A 647-nucleotide genomic window follows, 5' to 3' on the forward strand; every position below is an offset into this window, starting at 1 on the left:
AAAGCGACAAACAGCAACAAAACGTTTTTAAAAATGTTGTCGTTGAAAGCGCCAAAAAACTGAGTAACAAAATAGGGCAGGAACTTTCTTTGCGTAAGCAAGGACGGCTGTCTGTCGGATGACATGGATAATCCTTTGTTTGTTACCAGTTCATGATGTAGTTAGAAAGCAAGTTACTGATTAACTCTTTACCATCTACAGGCTCACTTGAGAAAAACTTGTCATCAACGCTAAGAAGAGTAATGCCGTGTACGCCAGCCCATAGTACGCGACTCGCTTGAATGACTTCGGATTCCGTACGTTGAGGAGCGATTTGTGCGAGTAATGATTCGAGCATGCCTGTCATGCCATCAATACGTTTCGCATGCCATTCTGGAAGTTCGGCACCGTTCATGTTGTGTTCGAAAACCAATTGCCAACGGTAAGGATGTTTTTGCGCGAAATCGTGGTAGCAGTATGCAAGTTCAAAAAGTGCTTGATGAGCATCTTTACTGCTTTTTGTTGCATTTAGCGCTTCCTGCGATAACTCATCTAAAGTTTGAGCCACGGCATGAAGTAGCAACAAATTATAGTTACCAAAAATATTCACCTAGGTGCTGGGCACGTAACCAATCATGTTAGCGATATTGCGAAGGCTAAGTTCGTGG

1 pseudogene is annotated in these 647 nt (G+C 42.8%); it reads right to left on the reverse strand.

What is annotated here, in order from left to right:
• Positions 1-142: 142 nt before the first annotated feature.
• Positions 143-647: pseudogene (locus R8O11_RS28535) on the reverse strand (TetR-like C-terminal domain-containing protein); the annotation flags it as partial.

The sequence above is a fragment of the Vibrio sp. 1288 genome (assembly GCF_033344475.1).